Origin of the sequence: Bacillus sp. AY18-3 (genome assembly GCF_008042305.1) — a bacterium.
Taxonomy (GTDB): Bacteria; Bacillota; Bacilli; order Bacillales; family Bacillaceae_G; genus Bacillus_A; species Bacillus_A wiedmannii.
Genome location: NZ_QKQR01000016.1, coordinates 23,582 through 44,184, shown reverse-complemented (window position 1 = coordinate 44,184; position 20,603 = coordinate 23,582). Strand labels below are relative to the sequence as shown.

Annotated in this window: 21 protein-coding genes and 1 riboswitch; of the genes, 6 read left to right on the top strand and 15 right to left on the bottom strand. The window is 36.7% G+C overall.

The features are described 5' to 3' along the window. Positions 1-7 precede the first annotated feature (7 nt). The gene (locus DM800_RS16330) at positions 8-1,237 is read left to right on the top strand and encodes an aminopeptidase (RefSeq protein ID WP_000007353.1); all 1,230 of its coding nucleotides are present in this window, start codon (positions 8-10) and stop codon (positions 1,235-1,237) included. A gap of 40 nt (positions 1,238-1,277) precedes the next feature. Here DM800_RS16330 and DM800_RS16325 read toward each other — a convergent pair whose 3' ends face one another. The 10 genes from DM800_RS16325 to DM800_RS16280 form a co-directional block, all read right to left on the bottom strand. Then, on the bottom strand, positions 1,278-1,601 hold the full coding sequence (locus tag DM800_RS16325; protein ID WP_000263262.1) for a DMT family transporter: 324 nt from the start codon (positions 1,599-1,601) through the stop codon (positions 1,278-1,280). A gap of 47 nt (positions 1,602-1,648) precedes the next feature. Continuing rightward, positions 1,649-3,100, bottom strand: coding sequence for an NADP-dependent succinate-semialdehyde dehydrogenase (gene gabD, locus DM800_RS16320; protein WP_147787201.1), 1,452 nt, complete (start codon positions 3,098-3,100; stop codon positions 1,649-1,651). After that, a complete protein-coding gene (locus DM800_RS16315; protein WP_147787200.1) occupies positions 3,093-4,460 on the bottom strand; it encodes a sigma-54 interaction domain-containing protein in 1,368 nt (455 codons plus the stop codon). The genes gabD and DM800_RS16315 overlap by 8 nt, the downstream gene beginning before the upstream one ends. 115 nt (positions 4,461-4,575) lie before the next feature. After that, positions 4,576-5,940, bottom strand: coding sequence for a 4-aminobutyrate--2-oxoglutarate transaminase (gabT, locus tag DM800_RS16310; RefSeq protein WP_179955684.1), 1,365 nt, complete (start codon positions 5,938-5,940; stop codon positions 4,576-4,578). A 154-nt stretch (positions 5,941-6,094) separates the two neighbouring features. Then, entirely contained in the window at positions 6,095-6,841 is a 747-nt protein-coding gene (locus tag DM800_RS16305) for an HAD family hydrolase (RefSeq protein WP_147787198.1), read from the bottom strand. 137 nt (positions 6,842-6,978) lie between these two features. After that, positions 6,979-7,884 (bottom strand): diacylglycerol kinase, encoded by a 906-nt coding sequence (locus DM800_RS16300; RefSeq protein ID WP_000977669.1) that lies wholly within the window; start codon positions 7,882-7,884, stop codon positions 6,979-6,981. A gap of 470 nt (positions 7,885-8,354) precedes the next feature. Then, a complete protein-coding gene (gatB, locus tag DM800_RS16295; protein WP_001047688.1) occupies positions 8,355-9,782 on the bottom strand; it encodes an Asp-tRNA(Asn)/Glu-tRNA(Gln) amidotransferase subunit GatB in 1,428 nt (475 codons plus the stop codon). Positions 9,783-9,796: 14 nt separating this feature from the next. Continuing rightward, positions 9,797-11,254 carry an Asp-tRNA(Asn)/Glu-tRNA(Gln) amidotransferase subunit GatA gene (gene gatA / locus DM800_RS16290; RefSeq protein WP_147787197.1) on the bottom strand — a complete coding sequence of 486 codons (1,458 nt, stop codon included), beginning with the start codon at positions 11,252-11,254 and terminating at the stop codon, positions 9,797-9,799. Between the two features lie 15 nt (positions 11,255-11,269). Beyond that, on the bottom strand, positions 11,270-11,560 hold the full coding sequence (gatC, locus tag DM800_RS16285; RefSeq protein WP_000086999.1) for an Asp-tRNA(Asn)/Glu-tRNA(Gln) amidotransferase subunit GatC: 291 nt from the start codon (positions 11,558-11,560) through the stop codon (positions 11,270-11,272). A gap of 141 nt (positions 11,561-11,701) precedes the next feature. Continuing rightward, on the bottom strand, positions 11,702-11,938 hold the full coding sequence (locus tag DM800_RS16280) for a YiaA/YiaB family inner membrane protein (protein WP_001254393.1): 237 nt from the start codon (positions 11,936-11,938) through the stop codon (positions 11,702-11,704). A 231-nt stretch (positions 11,939-12,169) separates the two neighbouring features. On the opposite strand from DM800_RS16280, the gene DM800_RS16275 reads away from it, so the two are divergent. From DM800_RS16275 to DM800_RS16260, 4 genes are all read left to right on the top strand, one after another. Beyond that, a complete protein-coding gene (locus tag DM800_RS16275) occupies positions 12,170-12,652 on the top strand; it encodes a MarR family winged helix-turn-helix transcriptional regulator (protein ID WP_097889271.1) in 483 nt (160 codons plus the stop codon). 75 nt (positions 12,653-12,727) lie between these two features. Beyond that, positions 12,728-13,909, top strand: a complete 1,182-nt coding sequence (locus DM800_RS16270; protein ID WP_088061535.1) for an ArsA family ATPase — start codon at positions 12,728-12,730, stop codon at positions 13,907-13,909. After that, complete coding sequence (locus DM800_RS16265) at positions 13,902-14,093, top strand: DUF3926 domain-containing protein (protein WP_147787196.1); 192 nt, start codon at positions 13,902-13,904, stop codon at positions 14,091-14,093. The genes DM800_RS16270 and DM800_RS16265 overlap by 8 nt, the downstream gene beginning before the upstream one ends. A gap of 61 nt (positions 14,094-14,154) precedes the next feature. Continuing rightward, positions 14,155-14,622 carry an HXXEE domain-containing protein gene (locus tag DM800_RS16260; RefSeq protein WP_142310770.1) on the top strand — a complete coding sequence of 156 codons (468 nt, stop codon included), beginning with the start codon at positions 14,155-14,157 and terminating at the stop codon, positions 14,620-14,622. Between the two features lie 167 nt (positions 14,623-14,789). Here the strand turns inward: DM800_RS16260 and DM800_RS16255 are convergent, their stop codons facing one another. Genes DM800_RS16255 through DM800_RS16245 form a run of 3 tightly spaced genes read right to left on the bottom strand, consistent with a single transcriptional unit; the run spans position 14,790 to position 17,340 of the window. Continuing rightward, entirely contained in the window at positions 14,790-15,644 is an 855-nt protein-coding gene (locus tag DM800_RS16255; RefSeq protein WP_000721587.1) for a MetQ/NlpA family ABC transporter substrate-binding protein, read from the bottom strand. Between the two features lie 21 nt (positions 15,645-15,665). Then, positions 15,666-16,331 carry a methionine ABC transporter permease gene (locus tag DM800_RS16250; protein WP_001261880.1) on the bottom strand — a complete coding sequence of 222 codons (666 nt, stop codon included), beginning with the start codon at positions 16,329-16,331 and terminating at the stop codon, positions 15,666-15,668. Next, the gene (locus tag DM800_RS16245) at positions 16,321-17,340 is read right to left on the bottom strand and encodes a methionine ABC transporter ATP-binding protein (RefSeq protein WP_147787195.1); all 1,020 of its coding nucleotides are present in this window, start codon (positions 17,338-17,340) and stop codon (positions 16,321-16,323) included. The genes DM800_RS16250 and DM800_RS16245 overlap by 11 nt, the downstream gene beginning before the upstream one ends. 123 nt (positions 17,341-17,463) lie before the next feature. After that, a riboswitch (SAM riboswitch) is annotated at positions 17,464-17,570 on the bottom strand. 241 nt (positions 17,571-17,811) lie between these two features. Here DM800_RS16245 and DM800_RS16235 point away from each other — a divergent pair. Then, positions 17,812-18,375, top strand: coding sequence for a cysteine hydrolase family protein (locus DM800_RS16235; protein WP_088061531.1), 564 nt, complete (start codon positions 17,812-17,814; stop codon positions 18,373-18,375). A 232-nt stretch (positions 18,376-18,607) separates the two neighbouring features. On the opposite strand, the gene DM800_RS29240 is transcribed toward DM800_RS16235, so the two are convergent. Together DM800_RS29240 and pruA are read right to left on the bottom strand one after the other, a co-directional pair. Then, a complete protein-coding gene (locus tag DM800_RS29240; protein ID WP_000521654.1) occupies positions 18,608-18,757 on the bottom strand; it encodes a hypothetical protein in 150 nt (49 codons plus the stop codon). Between the two features lie 194 nt (positions 18,758-18,951). Then, positions 18,952-20,499 carry an L-glutamate gamma-semialdehyde dehydrogenase gene (gene pruA, locus DM800_RS16230; RefSeq protein WP_087982225.1) on the bottom strand — a complete coding sequence of 516 codons (1,548 nt, stop codon included), beginning with the start codon at positions 20,497-20,499 and terminating at the stop codon, positions 18,952-18,954. Between the last annotated feature and the right edge of the window lie 104 nt (positions 20,500-20,603).

Here is a 20,603-nt window from a genome sequence, read left to right as displayed (position 1 = left end):
TATACATATGTCATTTGAACAAACGTTAGAGAAATATGCTGCTCTTGCAGTCAATGTTGGTGTTAATATTCAACCAGGACAAACACTATCAATTAGTGCACCTCTTGAAGCTGTACAATTTGTGCGCCTCGTTACAGAAAAAGCATATAAATCTGGTGCAAAACACGTATATGTGGACTGGAATGATGAGACGTTAACACGCTTAAAGTTCGACCTAGCTCCTGAAGAAGCATTCGCTGAGTTCCCATCTTGGAAAGCACACGCTCGTGAAGAATTAGCAAAAGAAGGCGCTGCATTTATGTCTATTTATGCAGAAAACCCGGATTTATTAAAAGGTGTAGAAGCAACGCGTATCGCAACAGCTCATAAAGTAGCTGGTGAAGCAATGAAAGTATACCGTGATTACGTACAAGCTGATAAAGTAAGCTGGTGTGTCATTTCTGTTCCTACGAAAGAATGGGCTGCGAAAGTATTCCCTGACGTTGCACCAGAAGAACAAGAAGCAAAACTATGGGATGCTATTTTCAAAGCTACTCGTGCGGATTTAGAAAACCCTGTGGAAGCATGGAAAGAACACGATGAAACGTTACATACAAAAGTTGATTACTTAAACGAAAAGCATTATAAAGCCCTTCACTATACAGCTCCTGGAACAGATTTAACGATCGAACTTCCAGAAAAGCATGTATGGGCTGGTGCTGGTAGCTTAAATGAAAAGAACGTACCATTTATGGCGAACATTCCAACTGAAGAAGTATTTACAATGCCACTTAAAACAGGTGTAAACGGCCAAGTATCTAGCACAAAACCGTTAGCATTTGCAGGTAACATTATCGATAACTTCACGTTAACATTTGAAAACGGACGTATCGTAGACTATAAAGCTGAAACTGGTGAAGAGGCTTTAAAACATTTAGTAGAAACAGATGAAGGCTCTCACTTCTTAGGCGAGGTTGCTTTAGTACCTCATGATTCACCAATTTCAAATACAAATATTTTATTCTACAATACACTATTTGACGAAAACGCATCTTGCCACCTTGCAATCGGAAGTGCCTATGCATTCAACTTAGTTGGCGGAAAAACAATGTCTAAAGAAGAACTTGCTGAAAACGGAGCAAACACTAGTATTACACACAACGACTTCATGATCGGATCCGCTGAGCTTGATATCGATGGTATTACAGATGACGGAAGACATGAACCAATCTTCCGTAAAGGTAACTGGGCATTTTAATAAAAACAAAAGGCTATCTTCCACACCGGAAGATAGCCTTTTATGATGCCGATGAAACCTTAAGCCCAATTACTCCTAAAACAATAAAGAGAATGCAAAATGCTTGGAATAAGCTAATGTGCTCTTTGAAAAAATACACGCTAATGATTGTAATAAGTAATGTTCCTACACCAGACCAAATCGCATAAGCGATACTTAAATGAATTTTTTTGACAACGATAGCAAATACGCTGAAACAAATTCCATAAAATACGAAAATAAGTACACTGGGAACGAGCTTTGTTAAACCATTTGATAGTTTCATCGCAATTGTTCCAGCTACTTCAAAAATAATTGTAACAAGTAATAATAGCCAATATACCATACTAGAATCTCCTTCTCTGTTACCTTATAGAGATTCTAGTATACTACTTATAGTCCTACTGAAATATATTTAATTTCTAAATATTCCTCGATACCGAAATGGCCTCCTTCACGGCCAATACCACTTTCTTTAAAGCCACCGAATGGTGCTTGTGCAACTGATGGAAGTCCATCATTTAATCCGATAATACCGTACTCTAATGCTTCGCTAACTTGGAATGCTTGACTAATATCTTTTGTGAAAATATAAGCAGCTAAGCCATATGGTGTATTATTTGCACGTTCGATTACTTCTTCAACCGTTTTAAATTTCGCAACTGGTGCTACTGGTCCGAATGTTTCTTCATTCATACAAAGCATCGTATCGTTCGCCAATCCAATTACAGTTGGTTGCATAAAGTGTCCATCTAGCTCTGCAACCTTTTGACCACCAAATAAAACTGTTCCACCCTTTTGAATAGCATCTTCGATATGTTCCTGTACTTTCGAAACTGCATTCTCGTCAATAAGTGGTCCTACAGTCGTTCCATCACCGAAACCGTCTCCTACTTTTAACTGCCCTACTGCCTTTTGAAACTTCTCTGCAAATACTTCATACACTTCTTCCTGAACAAATACTCGGTTTGTACATATACACGTTTGTCCTGCGTTACGGAATTTCGAACCGATTACCGCCTCTACCGCTTTATCTAAGTCCGCATCATTCATAACAATAAACGGCGCGTGACCACCTAACTCAAGTGAAACCTTTTTCATCGTTTGTGCAGCACTAGCCATTAATTCTTTCCCAATCTCAGTTGATCCTGTAAAGGAAACTTTTCGAACACGCCCATCTTCCATCCACGTATCAGCAATTGCTTTCGCACTACCTGTTACAATATTTATTACGCCTTTTGGAATGTCCGCTTCATGGGCTAATTCAGCTAATTTCAAAGCAGTTAAAGGCGTTTGGCTTGCCGGTTTTACAACTGCCGTACATCCCGCTGCAAGCGCCGGGGCTACCTTTCTCGTAATCATAGCAGCCGGGAAGTTCCAAGGTGTAATAGCGGCCATAACTCCAACCGGTTGTTTCATAACTAAAATACGTTTATTCGGATGAGAAGCAGGAATCATTTCGCCATATACGCGTTTACCTTCTTCTGCATACCATTCAACAAAGCTATTGGCATAATTCACTTCACCAAGTGCTTCTACAAATGGCTTTCCTTGTTCTCTCGTCATAATCGCTGCAATCTCTTCTTTATTTTCATCGATAAGTGTGAACCATTTTTTTAACTTCACTGCACGGTCTGCTGCTGTTAACTTAGACCATGATTTAAAAGCTTCATGAGCAGCATCAACAGCTTGCTTTGCCTCTGTTACCCCGCCCTTTGGTACCGTCGCAAATATTTCCTTCGTTGCTGGATTATTTACTTCGATTTGTTCTTGCAATGTAATCCACTCACCATTTATATACATCGCCTTTTTCTCTACATTTACAAACGTCGCTTTTTTATCCAATGTTTTCTTCCTCCTCTATAAGTTTCTTTATCTTCCTAGTGGCAGCAGATTGACTTATTTTTAAAAACTCCGCTACTTTATAACTCGATCCATATGTTTTATATGCTTTCAAAATAATATTCCGTTCTACTTCTTCTAACATTTTATAGAGACTTTGGCCGGACTGTTCAACCGTTGATTCTTGCATCGCTATTGGCAAATCTTCTATCGTAACGATATCATCAGCAGTTATAACAATTCGCTCAATCACATTTTCAATTTCTCTATTATTTCCTTCCCACGGGTAACCAACAAACATTTGCAATGTGCTAGGCGCTAATTTTACATTCCGACCATATTTTTCGTTGAAGTGCTCTAAATAATGATAAATGAGTGGCAAAATGTCTTCGGTTCTTTCCCTGAGTGGTGGAATTACAATTGGAATGACATTTAGACGATAATATAAATCTTTCCTGAATGTTCCTTGTTTCACCATCATATTTAAATCTCTATTTGTAGCCGCTACAATTCTAACGTCCACCTTTTTTAATTCTCTTCCTCCAATAGGACGAAACGTTTTTTCTTGCAACACTTGCAAAAGTTTCGCTTGAATTTCAAGTGGCATTTCGCCAATTTCATCTAAGAAAAGAGTTCCTTTATGAGCTGATTCTAATAATCCCTTTTTCCCTTCACGATTCGCACCTGTAAAAGATCCACCTGAGTATCCAAAAAGCTCTGATTCAATTAAATTCGTTGGCAATGCCGCACAATTAATTTCATAGAAACTTTCATTCTTCCTGTTACTCACTTCATGTAAATGACGTACTAATCGACTCTTCCCTACTCCTGTCTCACCTAAAACGAGAACTGTACTATCTACCACGGATACTTTCTTGATTGTCTCGACTATTTTTTGCATAGCGATACTTTTAAAAATAAGTCCTTCATGTTCATATGTTTCTCTTAATTCTTTTTTATATGTTTTTAACTGATTATCCATTTCCTCTATCTTTTGACGTAATTGGTAGAGCTCTGTCAGATCACGTGAATAACTAATTACTCTTCTTAAATTTCCCTCATTATCAAAAACAGGCCTTGTACGAACGTGTAAATACTCTCCTGATTTTGTCGTTTGAACGAGTTCAATCGGTCTCTTTTTTTCAATTACTTCTAACGTTGCCGATGGATAAAAGATACCATCCTTCTGCAATTCTTTCACATGCTTACCTACCAACTCTTTAGCAGTTAGTTGATAGTGCCTTTCACATGTACTATTTACACGCACAACGATTCCCTTTTCGTCAGTCACAAAAATTTCGTCAAACGCATATTCAAATACATCTTGTAAATCCATTAACACTCGTTCCTTTTCTCCAACCATCCTAGCCACCCCTAACTTCCAATCCATCGATTCACTTCACTACCTTTATTATAAAGTGAATTTTCTGTATTTTATATAGAGTCAGCTAGAATGTTTGCGATTTATTATTTAACTTTTAAACACGAGCAGTATTTGCTTTCTCATAACAGACTTGCAATGATTCTTCAATTATATTTAATCCTTCTTCAAGTTGCTCACCTGTAATAATTAATGGCATTAACACACGAATAACATTACCGTATGTCCCTGCTGATAGTAGGAGTAATCCGCGTTTATTTGCCTCTGCGCACAAATTAGCTGTTAACGTTTTATCAGGTGCTTTCGTCTTCCGATCTTGAACGAGCTCGAATGCACACATTGCTCCTAAACCACGCACATCACCAATGCAATTATATTTATTTTTCATCTCTTCGAATCGGTTCATTACGACTTTTCCTAATTCTATTGCTCTATCATTTAAATTCTCTTTTTCTATTACATCAAGTACTGCCAATGCTGCTGCACATCCTAGTGGGCTTCCTGCATACGTTCCACCAAGCTCTCCCGGCGCAGACTCATTCATAATTTCCTTGCGCCCAATAACACCACTAATCGGTACACCAGCGCCTAATGATTTAGATACCGTAATTAAATCTGGAACGACATCATAATGATCAATGGCAAAATATTTTCCTGTACGACTAAATCCTGTTTGAATTTCATCCGCTACAAATAAGATGCCGTGTTCTGAACAAATATTGCGTACTTCTTGCACAAACTTCTTACTCGGAACGATAAATCCGCCTTCCCCTTGAACAGGTTCTATTACAACGGCTGCAATTGTTTCTGGTGCTACTTCTGATATGAAGAAATTCTTAAACTCTTCAATCATAAAGTCATCGTACTGCTCTTCCGTTAATCCTTCTGGACGGCGATATTCGTACGGGAATGGTGCTTTATAAACTTCAGGCGCAAATGGGCCAAATCCAAATTTATATGGTTTTACTTTACTTGTCATCGTCATTGTCATTAATGTACGCCCGTGGAATCCTTTAGAAAATGCAATAATACCAGGTCTTTTTGTATATTTACGAGCGATTTTCACTGCGTTTTCAACCGCTTCTGCACCACTATTTAAAAATAGTACTTGCTTATCAAAACTTCCCGGCGCTAATGCCGCAAGTTTTTCTGCTAATTCAATATATGGCCCATACATCATGACATTAAATCCAGTATGAATGTATTGATCTACTTGTTTATGGAGCGCCTCTTTAACAGCTGGATGACAATGCCCTACGTTAATTGTTCCGATTGCTCCCGCGAAATCAATGTACTGATTGCCATCAACATCTGTTACAAGAGAACCATTTGCAGATTGTACAAACGTTGGGATGCCGTTACTTACTCCTTTTGGTACTATATTTTGGCGGCGTTCTAATAAAGACGCTGCTTTCGGTCCAGGAATTTGTTCATTTACTTTAGCAAATTTTTTTGTGTTCATTACGTACCCCATCCTTTTCTTTACATTGTTTTCTCTTTTCATTGCAAAATGTGTGCCAACGTTCTTTCCCAGCATTCATCCTGCATACCTTCTATGTCGACATAAAAAATAAGTCTATAAAGACTCATCAAGAGTCCTTATAGACTTATTTTTCTTACACATTAGACTTTCCTTGTTCCCAAATCAACTCACCCGAATGAGAAATAAACTCCCCAACAGATTGTACTACTAAATCTGCAAGTGGTTCTAACGTTTGACGATCTCCTGTACCAGACAGTACTCCAATTGCATAGCAATTGCCACCATTTCTCGCTAAATATAAATCAGTTGGTGTATCTCCAACGACGGCTACTTCACATGCTTCTAAATGAAACTTCTCACAAAAAGATTCTACAATTCTTTTATCTGGTTTTTGTGCCGGAAATGTATCTGAAGCTACAACATAATCAAAAAAGGACTCTAATTGATATTGTTTCAAAAATAATTCTGTTGGTGCAAAATCATCAGCTGTCACAACACCTAAAATAAATCCTCTATCCTTTAAACCTTGTAAAATCCTCGGTAAATCCGCCGTCATTTTCATATGGGAGCGGTGTTCATACATAAGAGAAAATAAATTTCCACTTACCCACTCATGCATTTCCTCTTCCTTAGATGACGTAATATACTTACAAAGCCCCTTTGCTACATCGAGGCTTGTTCCAGCAGCTATTGCACTACGAGGATGAACAAATGCCCCATCCACACCGATTTCTTTTAATAAAGCCTGCTGCATTGACTGTGGGAGTTGATATAATTTTATACATTCAGCGACAAGCTCTTCAGCCACTTTTATCCAAATTGAATGAAAATCCATTAATGTCCCATCTTTATCAAATAGTATTGCCTTTACCTTCTCCATAGCATCCTACCTCTCGTTTCTTATCTCCTCCAGTGTATCAATAAAGTATGGATATAAAATAAACGAATTGTAAAAATACCATAAAAATCAAACTAACTTCCAATTTACAATTCCTCTATATAATAAAAAGGATGCCTTTACAGGGCATCCTCTTGTTGTTCAGGAACAAATAGTTCAAGACAATGATATATATTTTCGAATTCCATCGGTGCATCTCCACCGTATTCACCGTCTAAGTTAATCATTAGTTTATCTGGTGAATGCACTTTAATTCGATTTGCTTGTGTGTATAGTACTTTTGGATTGTTAATATGTTCACCACGCTGCGCTTGTGTTGCTGCTTTAATTAAGTCAGCAATAGAACCTTTTTTCAGTACTAATAAATCAAATAATCCATCGTTAATCGATGCATATGGTGCTACCTTTTCAAAGCCGCCCACTGAACGAGTATTCGTAATTAAAAACATCGTAATTTCTTCTTGTAGTAATTTCCCATCATACTCAATTTCAACATATGTTGGATGTAATGACGGTAACATTTCGATTCCTTTTAAATAGTAAGCAAGTTGGCCTAATACCGTCTTTAGCTTGCTTGGCACTTCATATGTTAATTCTGTAATACGGCCGCCACCAGCGATATTAATGAAATATGTATCATTCGCTCTACCAAGATCTAACGGAACTGTTTTCCCTTCACAAATAATATCCGCAGCCTCTTCAATAGCACGAGGTACACCGATCGCACGCGCAAAATCATTTGTCGTTCCAACTGGAATAATTCCAAACTTTGGACGATGTTCATGTCCTACTAAGCCGTTCACCACTTCATTTAATGTACCATCACCACCAGCTGCGATAACAACATCAAACTTACGATCCGCAGCTTGCCTCGCTGCCACAGTCGCATCTCCAGGACCAGTTGTCGCATGACAAGACGCTTCATATCCAGCTTGTTCTAATTTTTGTAATACTTCCGGTAAGCTCTTCTTAAATAGCTCGCGCCCAGAAGTAGGATTATAAATAATTCTTGCTCGCTTCATCATTTATTAGCACAGGAAATTTCTTTATATATTGAAAAAGAACATACCGAACTTCTATTCAGTATTCCCATGCCTACCTCCTCTCATCTTCCTATCCTTCTTTTATCTCGCTCAAACAGGCGGTAAGAACCCGATTCGTGTAGTCCATCAAAAGTAAATATTCATTTCAATGGTTTTGTTTTATTTGACAAAAAATTTATGTCCATCTATTTCCTCACAACAATTTACATATAACGAATAATAATTATCTATTATTTCATGAGATGAAAAAAACCTCTATGTCTAGATTTATCATTATTCCCACCTTTTTGCAACTATCATACCATAGTTGCTATACAAACATTTTTACACTTTTGACAGTTAATCAAACGTTTGTTTAAACGATCTTCTCTCATTTAAACAAACGTTTGATTAACCTAGAAAAACACCCATGTACGGGTGTTTTTCTGCTTAATCTTTACAAGTTACTATTATTATCGCTTATTAATCTCTTCAAGTAAGATTTTGTTAACAAGCGGCGGATTTGCTTGTCCTTTTGTAGCTTTCATAATTTGACCAACTAAGAAGCCAATTGCACGGTCTTTACCGTTTTTAAAGTCTTCGATAGATTGCTCATTATTATCAAGAATTTCTGTTACAACTTTACGAAGTGTACCCTCGTCAGAAATTTGAACAAGACCTTTTGCTTTAACGATTTCCTCTGGGTCTCCACCTTTTTCAATTAACTCGTTAAATACTTTCTTCGCGATTTTAGAAGAAATTGTACCTTTTTCAATTAATTGAACCATTTTAGATAAACCAGCAGGCGTTAATGCAACGTCTTTTAATTCTTTTTGTTGTTTGTTTAAGTATGCAAGCACTTCACCCATTAACCAGTTTGATGTTAGTTTCGCATCTGCTCCATCTTCAATTGCTGCTTCAAAGAAATCAGACATCTCTTTCGTTAATGTTAATACGTGTGCATCATAAGCTGGTAAGCCAATTTCTGCAACGTAGCGAGCTTTACGTGCATCTGGAAGTTCTGGAATCGAAGCACGAATTTCTTCTTTCCACTCATCATCGATGTAAAGTTCAACTAAGTCTGGCTCTGGGAAGTAACGGTAATCGTCAGATCCCTCTTTCACACGCATTAAGATTGTTTTCTTCGTTGCTTCATCATAACGACGTGTTTCTTGTTGGATGATACCACCAGATAACAATTCTTTCTCTTGGCGCACTTGCTCGTGCTCAAGACCTTTTTGTACGTAAGTGAATGAGTTTAAGTTTTTCAGTTCCGCTTTTGTACCGAACTTCTCTTGTCCAACTGGACGAAGGGAAATGTTCGCATCACAACGCAAGGAACCTTCTTCCATCTTACAATCAGATACGCCAGTGTATTGAATGATTGATTTTAACTTCTCTAAGTATGCATATGCTTCTTCTGGCGTACGCATATCTGGCTCAGATACGATCTCGATTAAAGGCATACCTTGACGATTGTAATCTACTAATGAACCATCAGCTGTATGCGTTGATTTACCAGCATCTTCTTCTAAATGAAGACGTGTAATACCGATACGTTTCTTTTTACCGTCTACTTCAATTTCAATCCAACCATTTTCACCAATTGGCTTATCGAATTGAGAAATTTGGTAAGCTTTCGGATTATCTGGGTAGAAATAGTTTTTACGGTCGAACTTCGTTTCCGTTGCGATTTCACAGTTTAATGCCATTGCAGCTTTCATTGCAAAGTTAACTGCTTCTTTATTTAAAGTAGGAAGTACCCCTGGGTATCCTAAGTCAATTACACTTGTTTGTGTATTTGGCTCCGCTCCGAATTCTGTTGGACTCGCAGAGAAAATTTTCGAATTTGTTTTTAACTCAACGTGAACCTCTAAACCAATAATTGTTTCTAAATTCATCTATGCTCGCCTCCTTACAGACTTGCTTTTTTTGTATGATAGTCTGTTGCTTGCTCAAACGCATGTGCAACGCGGTAAATTGTCGCTTCATCAAAGTGTTTACCAATGATTTGTAGACCAAGTGGCATGTTGTTAGCACCGAATCCACATGGAACAGAAATCGCTGGAACACCCGCTAAGTTTACTGGGATTGTTAAAATGTCATTTGCATACATTGTCATTGGATCATCAACTTTTTCGCCCACTTTAAATGCCGGAGTTGGCGTTGTTGGTCCAATAATAACATCGTAGTTAGCAAATACATCTTCAAAGTCGTTTTTAATTAATGTACGTACTTGTTGTGCTTTCTTGTAGTATGCATCATAGTAACCAGAGCTAAGTGCAAATGTACCAAGCATAATACGACGTTTTACTTCATCACCAAAACCTTCGCTACGTGTGTTTTTGTAAAGGTCTAATAAATTATTTACATTATCAGAACGAACACCGTAACGTACGCCATCAAAGCGTGAAAGGTTAGCAGATGCTTCAGAAGAAGATAATAAGTAATACGTTGCTAGAGCGTATTTAGAGTGTGGAAGAGATACTTCCTCCCAAGTTGCGCCCATACCTTCTAATACTTTTAAAGCAGCTAGTACTGACTCACGAGCTTCTTTGCCAACACCTTCTCCTAAGTATTCTTTCGGTACAGCAATGCGTAAACCTTTAACGTCGCCTGTTAAACCAGCTAAGTAGTTTCCTACTTCAACGTTAGCAGAAGTTGCATCCATACGGTCAATACCTGAAATAGCTTGTAATAAGTATGCATTATCTTCTACTGTACGTGTAATCGGTCCGATTTGGTCAAGTGAAGATGCGAATGCTACTAATCCGTAACGAGATACGCGTCCGTAAGTTGGTTTTAAACCTACAACGCCGCAATATGCAGCTGGCTGACGGATAGAACCACCCGTATCAGAACCTAGAGAGAATAATACTTCTCCTGCTGCTACAGCTGCTGCAGAACCACCACTAGATCCGCCTGGAACGTAATCTAAGTTCCATGGATTTTTCGTAGCGTAGAAACCTGAGTTTTCATTTGAAGAACCCATTGCGAACTCGTCCATATTTAACTTACCGATTGTAACTGTGTCAGCAGCTTTTAGCTTTTGCACAACTGTTGCATCATAAATTGGATCAAAGTTTGCTAACATTTTGCTCGCACAAGTTGTACGAAGACCGTTAGTTACAATGTTATCTTTTACACCAATTGGCATACCGAATAATAAACCATTATCTTCAGCACCAATTTTCGCGTCTAATTCTTTCGCTTTCGCGCGTGCGTTTTCTTCATCTAATGTAAGAAAAGCTTTCACGTTATCTTCAACATCCGCAATACGTTTGTAAGATTCTTCTACTAAATCCGTAACGGAAATTTCTTTGTTGTTTAACTTCTTATGTAACTCTGATACGGAATGATCAAATAATGACATCGAAATTCCCCTCCTCTATTCTAATACTGCTGGAACACGGATTTGATTATCTTTGTGATCCGGTGCATTTTTTAATACTTCTTCGACTGGTAAACCTTTTTCTGGTACATCTTCACGCATAACATTTTTCATAGTTAATACATGAGTTGTTGGTTTTACATCAGTTGTATCTAATTCATTTAACTGTTCTGCAAATGTAACAATTGCATCTAGTTGTTTTTGAAATTTTTCAGCTTCTTGATCAGTAATTGCAAGACGTGCTAAATGTGCTACGTGCTTTACATTCTCAACGGAAATTCTTGACACGGCTAGGCCACCTCCATAATATATCGTTCAATCTACAATACTATTGATGATACCAAATTTTCAGTACTTCAAGCAAGTCAACACACGGCACTTACTGCATTTTTACATAAAAAAAGAAAGGCAAATGCCTTTCTTTACGATTTACTCTTTATCTAACGGTTTATTTTTCGGAAATCTCTCGTTATCTTCTTCATTATCACGAATTGTTTTTTGTAATACAAAACAAGACATCGTTAAAAATAATGTTCCAATTAAATAATATCCTTTTACACTAAGCGTTTCATCTAACGTATAAATTCCAATTAGCATACCTGAAAGTGCACAAACAAATGAAGTCCATGCTAAAAACGTGAACGCTTGCGTATTACGTCTTCTCATTGTTCTCCCCCTCGTTAGCTGTACATCCATTATAGATAAGTATATTTACTATGATGGATTTTTATGTAAATTCTAGTTTTATATTTATAAATCTATCATAAAAGAATACTATTTTAAAGTTAGTTTTCTGTCTAATCTGAAAAAACAGTTAAAACTATTGACATTTATTTCAATTCTTCATAAAATAAAAACAAATATTACGAACCTCGAAATATACGGGAGTGGAAATAATTGTTGCAATACGAACATTTTTTAGACTTACTGCTAGATAACGCCAAGAAACTTTTTTATCCTGAAGAATGGGTAAGCCTAGATTTAACACTTTCTAAAACAGAAGTATTTTGTTTACTTTGGATGGAGCGAAATACAGATATTACAATGACAAAAATCGCTGACCTTCTTGATATACCGATGAGTACAACGACAGGTGTTGTAAATCGCCTCGTAAAAAAGGGATATATTGAAAGGTACCGTGATGAAAACGACCGACGCATTGTATTAATTCGTTTAACAGAAAACGGCGTAATGCTCGTTCAAGAAGTAAAACAAAATGCAGCCCATTACTTTAGCCTAGTGACAGAAGCATTATCAGAAGCAGAAAAAGCATTCTTACTACAAATCTTCCAAAAGATCATGAATCACATTGCTACGTCACAGCAAAAAACAGAAGAAAAGGTTTCTACACCTAAAATGAAAAACATTCCGATTGAATAAAACCCTAGTTGGGTTTTTATTCAACATTTTATTTCGGTACTCGTAATATTCGATACTCGAAACAAAGGGGATAGAATAATGAGAATTATTTTGTATACAGGTAAAGGCGGCGTAGGAAAAACTAGCATTTCAGCAGCAACAGCACTTCAAAGCGCAAAACAAGGATTAAAAACATTAGTAATGAGTACAGATCCTGCTCATAGTTTAGGAGATTCATTTGGTATAAAGCTATCTTCTGAGCCATTAGCAATTCGTGAAAATTTGTGGGCACAAGAAATTAATACGATTTATGAGATGGAAAAAGGCTGGGGGAAATTACAGAAATATATTACACTACTCTTCACTTCCAAAGCAGCTGATGATATTACAACAGAAGAATTAACAATGTTTCCTGGTATGGAAGATTTAATTAGCTTACTTCGCGTACTCGATTATTATAAACAAAACACATATGATGTTATCATCATTGATTGCGCTCCAACAGGAGAAACATTAGCAATGCTCAGCTTTCCAGATATGCTCGGCTGGTGGATGGAAAAACTCTTTCCTATTAAAAGAAAAGTTTTAAAAGTTGTTCGTCCTGTAGCTCAACCACTTCTTGGTGTCCCCCTTCCAACCGATGATATTATGGACGAATTAACGAATACACTTGAACAACTTGGAGAAATGAGAGATATTTTATCAAACCGAGACATAACAAGTATCCGCATCGTTGTAAATCCTGAAAAGATGGTCATTAAAGAAGCTCAGCGCAGCTTTACGTATTTAAACTTATACGATTATAACGTGGATGCCATTATGATTAATCGCGTCATCCCTAACACTGTCACCGATCCTTATTTTCAAGCATGGAAAGATACTCAAAAGAAATATAAAACATTGATTCAAGATAGTTTTCAGCCGCTTCCTATTTACGAAGCTCCTATGTTTGAACAAGAGGTTGTCGGTTTGTCTATGTTAGAGCGTGTAGGAGATGCTTTATTTAAATCAGATTCTTCTCCTACGGAAGTGAAATTTAACGGTCGCACTCAATATGTAAAAAAAGATGGCGATGAGTATATTTTCGTTCTCTCCATTCCCTTCTCAAACAAAAGTGAACTTTCATTAAATCAAAAAGGTGATGAACTTATCATTCGTTCAGGTTCTGTGAAACGGAACATCACATTACCAAAAACGTTAACACACCTTTCTATTCAAGGAGCAAAATTCGAAGATGATGTACTAAACATTCGATTTGGAGGTGTAGTGCATGCGTGAGGAACTACTAAGGAAGGTAATTCATACAAAAATAAAAGTCGGTATGAATATATTAGAAGAGTTACCTGCCCCAATCCAGCAATCAGCTAAGCAAGTACTAAACATTTTGCAAGAAGAACTAGCTACTTATCCGAAAAAACAAGAGCATCATGAGGATAATTTAAAAAGTATCATAATTGAATAACTATCCCTGTATAGAGGGCCTTTTTTAGGCTTTCTATATTTTATTGGAGTGATGTAAGTTGATGAAAAAACATTCAACTATTATACCCTGGATCATTCCTTTATTATTTTTCGTTCATAACCTTGAAGAATCTTTTCAAATGCCACAATATCTTGCTAATCAATTTTCAATTCATTTTATAACAAGCCGACAATTTTTCATTGCGATTTTCGTATTAACAATCTTTGTCTTACTTATCGTCTTTCTATATCAACTAAACTTCTTGTCTTCTATATACTGGATTATTTTTATACAGGGGGCGATATTCTTCAACTCTGTTCAACATATTATTTTGTTTTTCATTTATCGTTCATATAATCCTGGCGTAATATCAGCCGTTTTCATTATGATTTTTTCTATTTTCTTTTTTTCATTCGAAAAACACCTCATTCATAAAAAACAATTCGTAATTACACTCATTTTTAGCTTATTTGCTTACCCTTTTATAATTTGGATTACCTTACTATTCGCTAGCTACTTTCATTCATAAAAAAAGACCAGGAAAACTCCTGGTCCATCACTCTACTTAACAAACATTGGATTCTACGTTATACAGAATTGGAAGGTACAGAATTAGGGTTTTGTTTGTTAAGTAAATTATATGTTGAACGAGCTAACAGCGGAGGGGTTCCTACTGTTAATCGTTAAACCCAATAATTATTTTACGATTTTTTCAAGCTCCTCAAGTGAAAGATCTACTGAAATGGAACCATCATTTGTTTCTTTCTTAATTGCATCTGTTACTTCTTTTGAATGATATAGTTCAATTACTTTTTTCAGTGTTGGATCATCTTTATCTTTTGTACGAGCTGCGAAAATATTAATATATGGCTTCGCATTTTCATTCTTTGGATCTTCTAAGAAAATTGGATCCTTCGCTGGATCTAATCCAGCTTGACCAGCAACACCGTTATTAATAACTGAAGCTGCAACATCTTTTAATACACGAGGTGTTTGCTGTGCGATAACCGGTGTAATTTTTAACTTCTTCGGATTTTCAGCAATGCCACTTGGATCTCCGAATAAGCCAAAGTCTTTCTTAAGCTTTAATAATCCAGCTGCATCAAGAAGTTTTAATGCACGAGCTTGGTTCGTTGGATCATTTGGAATCGCAATTTCTGAACCATCTGGAATTTCATTTGCCTTCTTATATTTTTCAGAGTATAAGCCCATTGGTGCAATTTGCGTTGTACCGACAGCTGTAATATCTAACTTATGCTCTTTTTTAAATTGCTCTAAGAAAGCAACGTGCTGGAATGAGTTTAGTTCAATATCTCCATCAGCTAACGCTTTATTTGGCGTTGTGTAATCAGAGAACTCAACCAGTTTAATTTTAATTCCCTCTTTTTCAGCTTTTTTCTTTAAAATTTCCCAAGCGTCTCCATCTGTTCCGGTTACGCCAACGCGAACTACTTTCTCTTTTGCTCCTGCCCCCGTGTCTCCACTTGAGCAGCCGCTTAACGCTGAAATTCCTACAATCGCTGATAATGCAAATGCTAAAATTTTCTTCATTTTCTTTTCCCCTCTTCCTTTTTATGATCTACGTAAAAAGACTTTCGCAAAGTAGTTTCCTAAATTTTGAGCTACCTGTACGAGAATAATAAGTAAAACGACCGTTACGAACATAACTGATGTATCAAAACGTTGATAACCATATGTCATCGCTAAGTCACCAAGACCGCCACCACCGACAAGCCCAGCAACTGCAGAAAATTCAATTAAACCAACTGTCATAAACGTAACACCTAAAATCAATGGCGCTAACGCTTCTGGTACAAGAATTTCAAAAACAATTCTAAATGGTGAAGCACCCATCGCTTGAGCTGCTTCAATGACTCCCTTTGGAACTGAAACAAGATTTGTTTCAACCATTCTAGCAATACCAATTGACGCAACTAACGTCATTGGAAAGATTGCTGCTGCTGTTCCAATCGTCGTTCCGATAACACTTCTTGTTAGTGGGCTTAAAGCTACTAAGAAGATGATGAATGGAACCGGACGAATTGTATTAATAATGATATTAAGAATAGAAAAGACCCATTTATTTTCTAAAAAGTTTCCTTTCCTCGTTACATACAATAGTAAACCTAGGGGTATACCAAGAATTGTAGCAAATATAAGGGTTACGATTACCATTAAGAGGGTATCCCCCGTCGCATCTACTATGCGAGGCCAAAATATACTCCAATCAACTCGCATGAGCTTCTACCTCCTTCAGCTGCACTTGCAGTCTTAGATGTTGTAATGCTTTTTGAATTTCCTTCTGTTCACCTTGCAATTCTACAAGAAGATTTCCAAATAGCACATTTTGGAGTTCAATAATATTTCCATACAGTACGTTTACATCGACGTTATAATTTTTCGCGATATATGATAGTATTGGCTGCCCTGTCTCTTCCCCAGTAAATGTTAAGCGATAAATCTGTCCACCATTTTGAATTTTCCCTAGAACACTTTCCGGTAAATGATCATTAATAATGGAGCGTACAAAGTTTTGAGTTGTCTTTGTTTTCGGTTGTGTGAAAACGTCAAATAGTTTTCCTTCTTCAATAACTTTTCCCTTCTCCATTACAGCTACACGGTGACAAATTTCTTTCACAACATGCATTTCATGTGTAATAAGAAGAATTGTTACATTGTATTCTCGATTTACTTTCTTTAATAAGTTCAAAATTTCTGTCGTTGTTTCTGGATCTAAAGCTGATGTTGCCTCATCACATATAAGAATGTCTGGCGATGTTGCAAGTGCTCTTGCAATGCCAACACGCTGCTTTTGTCCGCCTGATAGTTGCTCTGGATAATAGTTTGCTTTATCTTCTAATCCTACAAACTTTAGCAGTTCATTTACTCTTTCTTTTATCTCATTTTTTGGTACTTTCGCTAACCTTAATGGATAAGCAATATTCCCAAACACTGTTCTTGAATTAAATAAATTAAAACTTTGAAAAATCATCCCGATTCTTTGTCTTAGCTTCCGTAATTCTTTCGTCGATAGTGATGTAATATCTTTATCATCTATTGAAATCGTTCCCGCCGTTGGTCTCTCTAACATATTTACTAGGCGTAATAACGTACTCTTTCCAGCGCCACTAAAACCGATAATGCCAAAAATTTCGCCCTTCTCAACTGATAATGTTACATCCTCCACCGCATGAACAGATTGCCCACCTGATTCATATACTTTACTTACGTTGTTAAAAGAAATCATTTTTTCGCCTCCTATATGCTGTAAAAACTTGAAGTAGAGCTTTCGAGGTAAAATAAAAAGTGCTCTCCTTCTTATCAACCGTAAAGATAAGAAGGAGAGCACTTATATGTACTCGGTCACATCTTCTCATCTTCCAAGCCTTTTATAAGGCTTGCTGGAGTTAGCACGGTATTAAAAAACCCGTTGCTGAGGTATCGTAGGGCCAGTCCCTCCACCTCTCTGGATAAGAATGTATCGATTTAATTGTCGTTTAATTAATTCTCATTATAGAACTCAGAATAATAAGAGTCAATACATTTTTTAGAAAAATATTAATTATTTCTCTATTAAAATTTTCAAATAAAAAATCACAATATAATATTGCTTTTTAAAGTTATGTAAAATTCTTCTCCTTCATATTTTTTAAAAGGAGAATCACCTCTATAAATTGAATACCATTATTTGAATATGAAACCGGAGGAAGATAAATATATGAAAACAGCTCTTTTACTCGTTGATATTCAAAATGATTATTTTCAACACGGAAAGATGGAATTGCGTAATCCAATAGAAGCAAGCAAATATGCTCGTCAGCTGCTACAACTCTTTAGAACGAAAAACGAACCTATTTTTCATATCCAACATGTAGCAATAAAAGATGACGCTACTTTTTTCCTGCCCAATACAGAGGGTGTACATATTCATGAAAGCGTACGTCCACTTAGAGAAGAAACCGTTATACTCAAACATTATCCAAATAGTTTTCGCGAAACTGATCTTCTAGAACAATTACAACGTTTAGACATTGAGCACGTCGTCATATGCGGGATGATGACTCATATGTGTATTGATGCTACCGTAAGGGCTGCTTTTGATTTCGGCTTTCCATGTACCGTTATACATGATGCTTGTGCTACAAAAGATCTTTCTTTTAAGAACGCTACTATACCAGCCGTTTATATTCATAACACAATTTTGGCTAGTTTAAATGGAGTATATGCAACTGTAATGAGTACAGAGGAGTTTGTGGCTACAAAAAAACACTCCCTTCAGTGAGCAAAACCGAAAAGAGTGTTTCTTGTCAAACCATAGATTTTCTTTCAAATTGTATTATACAGGAAATCCTTAAAATGAATACTAAAAAATATGACTAATAAGTCAACTTTTCTCGTTGTTTTGTTTCTATTTACATGTTTATCCCGATATTAATAGGATTTAGCTAGTTCCAATTACCGAATGGTAATATACGGTAATCGGAACTAGTTTCTCCTATCAAAAACGTAACATATTATTTATCTGTTTGTTTTTGCTTCTTTTTCAAATACTCCGCACGCAATTTTTCAATTTGCTGCTTTTTATCAAATTTGGCAGGCGTCTGTTTTTCATGAAACTTTGCCACAGATACCTGACTTTTGTAATCCAATTGATATTTTCCCACTTTGTTCACCTACTTTTCTTGTCTTTAAAGAGAATCTATTCAACAAATATAATATACCTTATTTACTGAAGTAAACCTTATTACTTTATTAGTTTTTCTACTTATATCTATCTTAATCCACATATAGAAATTTTTTCAAAAAAAAAAAAAAAAAAGAGATCTTCGCAGACTGCGAAGATCTCTTCTACTATTTCTTATAAAGTTTCAGAAGTAGTTTTTGCTTGCATGTGAAGTGCTAAGTAGTCAGGGCCACCAGCTTTAGAGTCTGTACCAGACATGTTAAAGCCACCGAATGGTTGGTAACCTACGATTGCACCAGTACATCCACGGTTGAAGTATAAGTTACCCACATGGAATTCTTCACGTGCTTTTTCAATATGGTCACGGTTATTAGTAACAACAGCACCTGTTAAACCGTATTCTGTATTGTTTGCAATTGCAAGTGCATGATCAAAGTCTTTTGCTTTACAGAATGCTACTACTGGTCCGAAGATTTCTTCTTTCATTAAGCGAGCATCTTCTGCAACGTCAGCAACGATTGTTGGTTGGATGAACCAGCCTTTAGAATCGTCTCCTTCGCCACCTGTTAAGATTCTACCTTCTTCTTTACCAATTGCAACATAGCTCATCACTTTATCAAATGCAGCTTGGTCATTAACAGGACCCATGTTTGTACCTAAAACAGCTGGATTAGCAACTGTTAATTCTTTCGTTAATTCAACAGCACGATTTAATACGTAATCGTATACATCTTCATGGATTACTGCACGAGAACATGCAGAACATTTTTGTCCTGAGAATCCGAATGCTGATGCTACGATAGATTTAGCTGCTAATTCAAGATCTGCTTCTTTATCAACAACGATTGTATCTTTACCACCCATTTCAGCGATAACGCGTTTTAACCAAATTTGGCCTGGGTTTACTTTCGCTGCACGCTCATAAATACGGATACCTACATCACGAGATCCAGTGAAGCTCACGAAACGTGTACGAGGGTGATCTACTAAGTAGTCACCAACTTCAGAACCATTACCTGGAACGAAGTTTACTACGCCAGCTGGTAAGCCAGCTTCTTCTAACACTTCCATGAATTTCGCTGCTACTACAGGAGTTGTACTAGCTGGTTTTAGTAATACTGTGTTACCAGAAACTAAAGCAGCTGTTGTCATACCTGCCATAATTGCGAATGGGAAGTTCCAAGGAGAAATGATAACACCTACTCCTAATGGAATGTAAGAGAAACGATTATATTCAATTGGACGGCTTTCTACTGGAATTCCGTCTTTTAATTTTAACATTTGACGACCATAATATTCCATAAAGTCGATTGCTTCTGCTGTATCAGCATCTGCCTCATTCCATGGTTTACCTGCTTCTTTTACAAGAATAGCAGAGAATTCATGCTTTCTGCGACGAACGATTGCTGCAGCACGGAATAAAATGTCTGCACGCATTTCTGGCTTTGATTTTCTCCAAGTTTGGAATGTTTCATCCGCTACTTGCATTGCTTTTTCAGCTAACTCACGGCTTGCTTTTGAAACGCGACCAACAAGTTCCTCTTTATTTGCAGGGTTTACAGAAACAATTTTGTCTTCTGTAGTGATTTTTTCTCCCCCAATAATTAATGGATAGTCTTGTCCAAGATAAGATTCTACTTTCTTTAAACCTTCTTCAAACGCTAATTTGTTAGCCTCCACTGAAAAATCTGTAAATGGCTCATGTTTGTATGCTACTACCATTCTTTTTAGCCTCCCCTTAGAAAAACGTTTACATTTTACAACATTATTCTACACGATAATTTAGATTTATTCAAATATTCCTAGACTTATATTTTAAAAATTAA

What these genes read in the sequence shown, in the direction of transcription:
- DM800_RS16330 (WP_000007353.1), top strand. Translation starts at nt 8, where the DNA reads ATGTCATTTGAACAAACGTTAGAGAAATATGCTGCTCTTGCAGTCAAT.
- DM800_RS16325 (WP_000263262.1), bottom strand. Translation starts at nt 1,601, where the DNA reads ATGGTATATTGGCTATTATTACTTGTTACAATTATTTTTGAAGTAGCT.
- DM800_RS16315 (WP_147787200.1), bottom strand. Translation starts at nt 4,460, where the DNA reads ATGGTTGGAGAAAAGGAACGAGTGTTAATGGATTTACAAGATGTATTT.
- gabT (WP_179955684.1), bottom strand. Translation starts at nt 5,940, where the DNA reads ATGAACACAAAAAAATTTGCTAAAGTAAATGAACAAATTCCTGGACCG.
- DM800_RS16305 (WP_147787198.1), bottom strand. Translation starts at nt 6,841, where the DNA reads ATGGAGAAGGTAAAGGCAATACTATTTGATAAAGATGGGACATTAATG.
- DM800_RS16300 (WP_000977669.1), bottom strand. Translation starts at nt 7,884, where the DNA reads ATGATGAAGCGAGCAAGAATTATTTATAATCCTACTTCTGGGCGCGAG.
- gatB (WP_001047688.1), bottom strand. Translation starts at nt 9,782, where the DNA reads ATGAATTTAGAAACAATTATTGGTTTAGAGGTTCACGTTGAGTTAAAA.
- gatA (WP_147787197.1), bottom strand. Translation starts at nt 11,254, where the DNA reads ATGTCATTATTTGATCATTCCGTATCAGAGTTACATAAGAAGTTAAAC.
- DM800_RS16280 (WP_001254393.1), bottom strand. Translation starts at nt 11,938, where the DNA reads ATGAGAAGACGTAATACGCAAGCGTTCACGTTTTTAGCATGGACTTCA.
- DM800_RS16265 (WP_147787196.1), top strand. Translation starts at nt 13,902, where the DNA reads ATGCGTGAGGAACTACTAAGGAAGGTAATTCATACAAAAATAAAAGTC.
- DM800_RS16260 (WP_142310770.1), top strand. Translation starts at nt 14,155, where the DNA reads ATGAAAAAACATTCAACTATTATACCCTGGATCATTCCTTTATTATTT.
- DM800_RS16255 (WP_000721587.1), bottom strand. Translation starts at nt 15,644, where the DNA reads ATGAAGAAAATTTTAGCATTTGCATTATCAGCGATTGTAGGAATTTCA.
- DM800_RS16250 (WP_001261880.1), bottom strand. Translation starts at nt 16,331, where the DNA reads ATGCGAGTTGATTGGAGTATATTTTGGCCTCGCATAGTAGATGCGACG.
- DM800_RS16245 (WP_147787195.1), bottom strand. Translation starts at nt 17,340, where the DNA reads ATGATTTCTTTTAACAACGTAAGTAAAGTATATGAATCAGGTGGGCAA.
- DM800_RS16235 (WP_088061531.1), top strand. Translation starts at nt 17,812, where the DNA reads ATGAAAACAGCTCTTTTACTCGTTGATATTCAAAATGATTATTTTCAA.
- pruA (WP_087982225.1), bottom strand. Translation starts at nt 20,499, where the DNA reads ATGGTAGTAGCATACAAACATGAGCCATTTACAGATTTTTCAGTGGAG.